The organism is Roseateles sp. P5_E1 (assembly GCF_054049335.1).
The window spans coordinates 57,660-65,708 of record NZ_JBFUMN010000029.1 but is presented as its reverse complement, the minus strand read 5'-3'; the positions used below and the strand labels follow the sequence as shown (position 1 = coordinate 65,708).

7 protein-coding genes are annotated in these 8,049 nt (G+C 68.3%); all 7 read left to right on the top strand.

Annotation, left to right across the window (positions count from 1 at the left end):
• Positions 1-1,980, top strand: a 1,980-nt coding sequence (locus ACXJKJ_RS19840) for a pseudouridine synthase (protein WP_457391784.1), incomplete at its 5' end; no start/stop codon positions are given.
• A gap of 83 nt (positions 1,981-2,063) precedes the next feature.
• Positions 2,064-2,492, top strand: coding sequence for a nucleoside-diphosphate kinase (gene ndk, locus ACXJKJ_RS19835; RefSeq protein WP_457324717.1), 429 nt, complete (start codon positions 2,064-2,066; stop codon positions 2,490-2,492).
• A gap of 128 nt (positions 2,493-2,620) precedes the next feature.
• Positions 2,621-3,730: a 23S rRNA (adenine(2503)-C(2))-methyltransferase RlmN gene (gene rlmN / locus ACXJKJ_RS19830; RefSeq protein ID WP_457349677.1), complete on the top strand. Its 1,110-nt coding sequence runs from the start codon at positions 2,621-2,623 to the stop codon at positions 3,728-3,730.
• 29 nt (positions 3,731-3,759) lie between these two features.
• Positions 3,760-4,542, top strand: coding sequence for a type IV pilus biogenesis/stability protein PilW (gene pilW, locus ACXJKJ_RS19825; RefSeq protein WP_457391783.1), 783 nt, complete (start codon positions 3,760-3,762; stop codon positions 4,540-4,542).
• A 3-nt stretch (positions 4,543-4,545) separates the two neighbouring features.
• The gene (locus ACXJKJ_RS19820; protein WP_457391782.1) at positions 4,546-5,466 is read left to right on the top strand and encodes a helix-turn-helix domain-containing protein; all 921 of its coding nucleotides are present in this window, start codon (positions 4,546-4,548) and stop codon (positions 5,464-5,466) included.
• Positions 5,466-6,728: a flavodoxin-dependent (E)-4-hydroxy-3-methylbut-2-enyl-diphosphate synthase gene (gene ispG, locus ACXJKJ_RS19815; protein ID WP_457391780.1), complete on the top strand. Its 1,263-nt coding sequence runs from the start codon at positions 5,466-5,468 to the stop codon at positions 6,726-6,728. The genes ACXJKJ_RS19820 and ispG overlap by 1 nt, the downstream gene beginning before the upstream one ends.
• Complete coding sequence (hisS, locus tag ACXJKJ_RS19810; RefSeq protein ID WP_457391779.1) at positions 6,725-8,032, top strand: histidine--tRNA ligase; 1,308 nt, start codon at positions 6,725-6,727, stop codon at positions 8,030-8,032. Before ispG ends, hisS begins: the two co-directional genes overlap by 4 nt.
• Positions 8,033-8,049 lie beyond the last annotated feature (17 nt).

Here is an 8,049-nt window from a genome sequence, read left to right as displayed (position 1 = left end):
ACCCCAGCCCGAATCCGCATGAACGACGCTGCCGACCAAGACAAGTCCCTGCCTCCCGACGCCGACGCCGAAGCGCCTGCCGCGCCCAAGCGGCGCCGCACGACGGCCAAGGCACCCGCCGAGACCGCCCCCGAGGCCGACGCGCCCGTGGCGGTGAAGCGCACCCGCCGCAAGGCCGCTGAGGCGGTGGTGGAGGAGGGAGCGGCTGCGCCCGAGGCAGCGCCTGCGCAGGAGGCGCCGGCACCGGCCCGCAAGCGCGCGCCGCGCAAGGCCGCCGCCGCTGAGGAGGCGGCGCCGGCCGTTTCCGCAGAGGCGCCCGCGCCTGCCGCAGTGCCCATCTTCACGTTGGCGGAAGACGCGCCGGCCCCCCCCGCCTCGGTGAGTGGTGAGGCGGATGACGAAGGGAATGACGGCGAGGCGGGTGAAGACGGCGAGCGTGGCGGCCGAGGCCGCAACCGTCGCCGCAACCGCAAGGACCGTGCGGAGCGTCAGGACGCCCCGGTCGCGGGCGGGGATGAACTGCCCGGCGCGGTCGTGGCGCCAGAACTCGTCGAGGCCGCGGGGGCGCGCTTCGCCGATGTGCTGTCGGGCAATCTGGACGCCGAATCCGAAGGGCCGGTGGGCGAGCCACCACAACTGCGGCCCGAGGCTGACGAAGCGGTGGAGGAGGGTGCTGAGGGTGAAGCCAAGCGCGTGCTGGCGCCGGATGCCGATGCCCCCAAGCTGCAGAAGGTGCTGGCCCAGGCCGGCATCGGCTCGCGCCGCGACATCGAGGAATGGATCGCCGAGGGCAAGATCGAGGTGAATGGCGAGGTCGCCCACGTCGGCCAGCGCATCTCCTTCGGTGACCGGGTGCGCGTCAATGGCAAGGAGGTGCGCGTGCGCATCTCGCCGCCGAACCCGCGCATCCTGGCCTATCACAAGCCCACAGGCGAGGTCTCGACCTTCAACGACCCGGAAGGCCGCCCGACGGTGTTCCGCTCGCTGCCGCGCGTGCAGGGCCAGAAATGGCAGTCCGTCGGCCGCCTGGACATCAACACCGAAGGCCTGCTGCTGTTCACCAATTCCGGCGAACTGGCCAACCAACTGATGCATCCGCGCTTCGGCGTGGAGCGTGAGTACGCGGCCCGGGTGCTGGGGGCGCTGAGCGACGAGCAGCGCGCCAAGCTGCTCGAAGGCGTCAACGTCGAAGGTCAAGTGGCCTCCTTCAAGAGCATCGAGGACGGTGGCGGCGAAGGCGCCAACCGCTGGTACCGCGTCGTCATCACCGAGGGCCGCAACCGCGAAGTGCGCAAGCTCTTCGAGGCTGTCGGCATGGTCGTCAGCCGCCTGATCCGCATCCGCTACGGCACCGTCGTGCTGCCGCGCGGCTTGAAGCGCGGCGTCTGGGTGGAACTGGGCGACGACGACGTGCGCGTCATCCGCCGCCTGGCCGGTCATACCTCCAACAGTGGCCAGGGCCAGAACTTCGGGCAAGGGCAGGGCAAGAGCCAGCCGCAACAGCAGCAGGGCCAAGGCAACAAGAACGATCGCAACAAGCGCCGCAACGACGAGCGCCACAGCGGCAGTGGCGGCCCGCGCCCGAGCCGCCCGCCCGAGGCGCCGCAGCCTCAGCAGGCCCGTCCGCCGCGCGAGGAGCGCGCCCCGCGCCGTGACGATGAGGAGGATGACGGCTTCATTCCGCATCACGTCAACCCGCTGGAGCAGACCTTCGACCGCCGCCATGCGACGAGCGGCAAGCGGGGCCTGCCTCAGGGCTTTGGCGCCGGCGGCAGCCAGCAGGACAACAGGCAAGGCAAGGGCGGTGGCAACAAGGGCAATGGCCCGCGTGAACCCGATCCGATGCAGACCTCGGTGGGCTATATCGGCGGTGATGCCTTCCTGCGCCGTGGCGGCGGCGGGGGTGGCCGCGGTGGCAAGGGCGGTGGCGGTGGCGGTGGCGGTGGTCGCTCCGGCGGTGGCTACGGCGGACGTCGCTGAAACCGGGCAGGCGATACAACTAGGGTCATCCCTGCCCGCTACAATCACAGGCTTTGTCCAATACGCCCCATCAGGAGAACCCCATGGCGATCGAAACCACCCTGTCCATCATCAAGCCCGATGCCGTGGCAAAGAACGTCATCGGCCAGATCTACGCCCGCTTCGAGGCCGCCGGCCTGAAGGTCGTGGCCGCCAAGATGGTGCACCTGTCGCGCGTCGAAGCTGAACAGTTCTACGCTGTCCACAAGGCCCGCCCCTTCTTCAACGACCTGGTCAGCTTCATGATCTCCGGCCCGGTCATGATCCAGGCCCTGCAAGGCGAAGGCGCCATCCTGAAGAACCGCGACCTGATGGGCGCCACCGATCCCAAGAAGGCCGAGAAGGGCACCATCCGCGCCGACTTCGCCGACAGCATCGACGCCAACGCCGTGCACGGCTCCGACGCCGCCGAAACGGCCGCTGTCGAAGTGGCCTTCTTCTTCCCCGGCATGAACGTCTACGCCGGTCGCTGATCAAGCCCACCCCTACCGGCTGACGCCGGCCCCTCAAGGGGCACTGCTAGCGGCCTGGCAAAGCCAGTTCCGCTGCAGTCGCTAAGTAAGACACTAGCCGGCGACGGTGGGGCGCTTGGAGGTTTGCAATGGATACGGTCAACCTGCTCGGATTCGATCTCCCAGGCCTGGCCGCCTACTGCGAGCAACTGGGCGAAAAGAAGTTCCGTGCGACCCAGCTGTTCCGCTGGGTCCACCAGAAGGGCGCGTCGGACTTCGACCAGATGTCCGATCTCGCCAAGTCCTTGCGCGAGAAGCTCAAGGGCCGTGCCCACATCGCGGCGCTGCCTGTCATTTCCGAACATGTCTCGACGGATGGCACCATCAAGTGGCTGTTCGATGTCGGTGCCGGCAATGCCGTCGAGGCCGTCTTCATCCCTGAAGATGATCGCGGCACGCTGTGCATCTCCAGCCAGGCCGGCTGCGCAGTCGGCTGCCGCTTCTGCTCGACGGGCCATCAGGGCTTCAGCCGTAACCTGACGACCGCCGAGATCACAGCCCAGCTCTGGTTTGCCGAGCACAACCTGCGCAAACGCCTCAACACGACGGAGCGGGTGATCTCCAACGTCGTCATGATGGGCATGGGCGAGCCGCTGCAGAACTATGACCAGCTCGTGCCGGCGCTCAAGACCATGCTGGACGACCATGGCTATGGCCTGAGCCGCCGCCGCGTCACCGTGTCGACTTCGGGCGTCGTGCCCATGATCGACCGGTTGCGCGAGGACTGCCCGGTGGCCATGGCCGTCAGCCTGCACGCGCCGACCGATCCGCTGCGCGACCAGCTCGTGCCGCTGAACAAGAAATACCCCATCGCCGAGTTGCTGGACGCCTGCAACCGCTACCTCGAGAAGGCGCCGCGCGACTTCATCACCTTCGAGTACTGCATGTTGCAGGAGGTGAACGATTCGCCCGAGCAGGCCCATGAGCTGGTCAGGCTGTTGAGGAACAAGGTCAACTGCAAGATCAACCTGATCCCCTTCAACCCCTTCCCGGCCTCGGGCCTCACGCGCAGCACGAATGCGCGCGTGCAGGCCTTTGCCGAGGTGCTGATCCAGGCCGGCATCGTGACGACGGTGCGCAAGACGCGCGGCGACGACATCGACGCCGCCTGCGGCCAGCTGGCCGGCGAGGTGCAGGACCGCACCCGCGCGCATATCCGCATGGTCAGGGCACCCGTCACGGTGGCCAAATCCACCTGATGCCCCCTGGTGCCACCTTCGAGGAATTGATGAAGCGACTGTTGATCGTTCTGGCCACCGCCCTCCTTGCTGCCTGCGCCGGTACCACCGCGCCCAGCGCCGACCGCGAGATCAAGACCGACTCGGACCAGACCGACGGCGACCGCCGCGCCGCGATCCGGCTCGAACTGGCCCAGGGCTATTTCTCGCGCGGCCAGTTCAACACGGCCCTGGACGAGCTCAAGATGGCGCTGCAGCTCAAGCCCGACATGCGTGAAGCCGTCAACCTGCGCGGCCTCATCTACGCCGCCATGGGCGAGCACCAGCTTGCTGAGGAGGCCTTCCGCCGCGCCCTGGTCGTCTATCCCAACGATCCCGACACGCTGCACAACTACGGCTGGTTCATGTGCCAGCAGCAGCGCTGGCCGACGGCGGACTCACTGTTCGACCAGGCCCTGGCCCAGTCCACTTATCGCGCGCCGGCCCGCACCCTGCTCGCCAAGGGCGTCTGCGAGGCCCGTTCGGGCCGCATGCTGGTTGCCGAGAAGACGCTGGCGCGCGCCTTCGAGCTGGACCCTGGCAGCCCGGCTGTCGCCATGAATCTGTCCGATGTGCTGTTTCGCAACCGCGAGCTGGAGCGTGCCCGTTTCTATGTGAAGCGTGTCAACAGCCAGCCCGAGCAGGTCAATGCCCAGAGCCTGTGGCTGCAGTTGCGCATCGAGCGCAAGCTCGGCAACAGCGGCACGGTGGACGATCTGGCCATGCAAATGCGCCGCAAATACCCCCAGGCCCCGGAGACCCAGTCCCTGGACGCCGGCCGTTACGACGAATAAGCCGTGACTGCGGCGCACAGCAAGAACGAGACGATGGAACCCACCACCGAGGGACTCGCCAGCCAGGCCGCCACCGCGGGCGCCTGGCTCAGGAACGCGCGCCAGCAGCGCGGCCTGCACATCGCCGCCCTGGCGGTCATGCTCAAGGTGCCGCAGGCCAAGCTCGAGGCCCTGGAGGCCGACCGTTTCGACGAGCTGCCCGACGCCACCTTTGCCCGCGCGCTGGCCACGGCCATGTGCCGGGCGCTCAAGGTGGACCCGGCACCGGTGCTGGCGATGCTGCCGCGCACGCGCGATCGCGAGTTCGACGTGCGCCCCGGGCTCAACCAGCCCTTCCGTGAGCGCGGTGCCGGCCCCATTGATGGCGGCGTGCTGGGCCTGGCGACGAGGCCCGTCATCTGGGGACCGGTGCTGCTGCTGGTCGCCGCGGCAGCCATCTACTGGATCCCAGCGGGCTGGTTGCCCGAACGCGGCGCCAGTGTGGTGGCTCCAGCGGCGTCCGGCACCGTTGTCACGGCGAGCGCGCCGGTCGTCGAATTCGTGCCCGCACCCTCCGCCTCCGAACCAGCAACGACGTTGCCAGAACCTGTGGCATCTGCGCCGCTGCAGGTGCGTGATGTTGCACCGCCGCCCGCCGCCATGCCCGCCTCTGCGCCGCCGGTGAAGGCGACGGTCACCGCTTCGCCCGGCAGCGCGCTGCGCGTGACGGCGACGGCCGATACGTGGATCGAGGTTGCCGACGCCAAGGGCCAGCCGCTGCTGTCGCGGGTGCTGCGTGCGGGCGAACAGCAGGAGTTCACGGGCGCCGCGCCCTACAAGCTGCGCATTGGCAATGTGCGCGGCACCCAGGTCGAATGGCGCGGTGCCGCCGTCGACCTGGCGCCGCTAGCCAAGGACAACATCGCTCGACTGGAGTTGAAATGATGAGCGAATGGATCATCCCCGAGGCCGCACCTGCGCCGCGCAGGAGCCGCCAGGCCCGCGTGGTCTGGGGCAGCCGTGTCGTCACGGTCGGCGGCGACGCACCGGTGCGCGTGCAGTCCATGACCAACACCGACACGGTGGACGCGATCGGCACGGCCATTCAGGTCAAGGAGCTGGCCATCGCCGGCTCGGAGATGGTGCGCATCACCGTCAACACGCCCGAGGCGGCCGACGCCGTGCCCTACATCCGCGAGCAGCTCGATCGCATGGGCATCGACGTGCCGCTGGTGGGCGACTTCCACTACAACGGCCACCGCCTGCTGACCGAGCATCCGGCCATGGCCCAGGCCCTGTCCAAGTACCGCATCAACCCCGGCAATGTGGGCAAGGGCGACAAGAAGGACCGCCAGTTCGCCATGATGGTCGAGGCCGCTGCCAAGTACGACAAGGTCGTGCGCATCGGCGTCAACTGGGGCAGCCTGGACCAGGAGCTGCTCGCGCAGTTCATGGACGAGAACGCCAAGCGTGCCCAGCCCTGGGATGCCAAGCCGGTCATGTACCAGGCTCTCGTCGAATCGGCGCTGACGTCGGCCGCCTATGCCGCCGAGCTGGGTCTGAACCCCGACAACATCATCATCAGCTGCAAGGTCAGCGGCGTGCAGGACCTGATCTCGGTCTACCGCGAGCTGGCCCGCCGCTGCGACTACGCGCTGCACCTGGGCCTGACCGAAGCCGGCATGGGCACCAAGGGCACGGTCGCTTCCTCGGTCGCGCTGGGCATCCTGGCCCAGGAAGGCATCGGCGACACCATCCGCGTCAGCCTCACGCCCCAGCCGGGCGAGTTGCGCACGCAGGAAGTGGTCGTGGCCCTCGAGATCTTGCAGGCGCTCGGCTTGCGCCACTTCAACCCGAGCGTCACCGCCTGCCCCGGCTGCGGCCGCACGACCAGCACGACCTTCCAGGAACTGGCCAAGCAGATCGACGACTTCCTGCGCCTGCAGATGCCGGTCTGGCGCGGCAAATACCCCGGCGTCGAGGAGATGAAGGTGGCCGTCATGGGCTGCATCGTCAACGGCCCCGGCGAGAGCAAGCATGCCGACATCGGCATCAGCCTGCCCGGCACCGGCGAGGCGCCGGCGGCGCCGGTCTTCATCGACGGCGAGAAGGCGCTGACCCTGCGCGGCGACAACATTGCGGCCGAGTTCCACGCGCTGGTCGAAAACTACATCGAGAAGCGCTTCGGCGCCACAGCAACTGCATGAGCAAGGCGATTCAGGCGGTCAAGGGGATGAACGACATCCTCCCGACCAGCGTCACCCGCAAGGACAAGCTGCCCAGCAGCGAACTGTGGAGCTGGTTCGAGACCACGCTGCGCAAGGTGCTCGGCAGCTACGGCTACCAGTACATGCTGACGCCCGTCGTCGAGCCGACGGCGCTGTTCGTGCGCGGCCTGGGTGAGGTGACCGACATCGTCGAGAAGGAGATGTATTCCTTCACCGACGGCATGAACGGCGACCAGCTGACGCTGCGCCCCGAGGCCACGGCCGGCATCGTGCGCGCCATGGTCGAGCACAACGCCCTCTACAACGGGCCCCTCAGGCTGTGGACGATGGGCCCGATGTTCCGCCACGAGCGCCCGCAAAAAGGGCGCTACCGCCAGTTCAACCAGCTCGACGTCGAGGCCCTGGGCTTTGCCGGGCCTGATGTGGACGCTGAAATCATTCTGATGGTGCGCCGCCTCTGGCAGGCCCTGGGCTTGAGCGTGGGCCAGCATGTGCGCCTGGAGCTGAACTCGCTGGGCCAGCCGGCCGAGCGCAACGCCCACCGCACCGCGCTGATCGCCCACTTCGAGGCCCATGCCGAGCTGCTGGACGAAGACGGCAGGAAGCGCCTGCACAGCAATCCGCTGCGCATCCTGGACAGCAAGAACCCGGCCATGCAGCCCGTCATCGAGGCGGCGCCCAAGCTGATGGACTTCCTCGGCGAAGAGACGCTCGCCCACTTCAACGCCGTGCGCGCGATCCTCGACGCGGCGGGTCTGGAGTACCGCGTCAACACGCGCCTGGTGCGCGGCATGGACTACTACAACCTGACCGTCTTCGAATGGGTGACCGACCAACTCGGCTCCCAGGGCACGGTCTGCGGTGGTGGCCGCTATGACGGCCTGTTCGAACAGCTCGGCGGCAAGCCGACGCCTGCCGTCGGCTTCGGCCTGGGCATCGAGCGCCTGCTGCTGCTGATCGACGAACTCGGCCTGCCCGTGCCGTCGTCGGCGCCCCAGGCCTACGCCATCGTGCCCGACGCCGCGGCCCTGCCGCAGGCTTTTGGCGTAGTGGAGGCGCTGCGCGAGGCCGGTGTCAGTGTGCAGATGCATGCCGGCGGCGGCTCGTTCAAATCGCAGTTCAAGAAGGCCGACGCCTCCGGCGCGCGCTTTGCCCTCGTCTTCGGCGCCGACGAACTGGCCCGTGGCGAGGTGAGCGTCAAGCCGCTGCGCGACGGTGGCGAACAGCTCAGCCGGCCGCTCGCCGACGTGGCCTCCTGGGCCGCCGATCTCCTCCCCGCATAATCCCGGGCCTCCCGAGA

Coding starts and splice junctions, on each gene's coding strand:
- ndk (WP_457324717.1), top strand. CDS start 2,064: ATGGCGATCGAAACCACCCTGTCCATCATCAAGCCCGATGCCGTGGCA.
- rlmN (WP_457349677.1), top strand. CDS start 2,621: ATGGATACGGTCAACCTGCTCGGATTCGATCTCCCAGGCCTGGCCGCC.
- pilW (WP_457391783.1), top strand. CDS start 3,760: ATGAAGCGACTGTTGATCGTTCTGGCCACCGCCCTCCTTGCTGCCTGC.
- ispG (WP_457391780.1), top strand. CDS start 5,466: ATGAGCGAATGGATCATCCCCGAGGCCGCACCTGCGCCGCGCAGGAGC.
- hisS (WP_457391779.1), top strand. CDS start 6,725: ATGAGCAAGGCGATTCAGGCGGTCAAGGGGATGAACGACATCCTCCCG.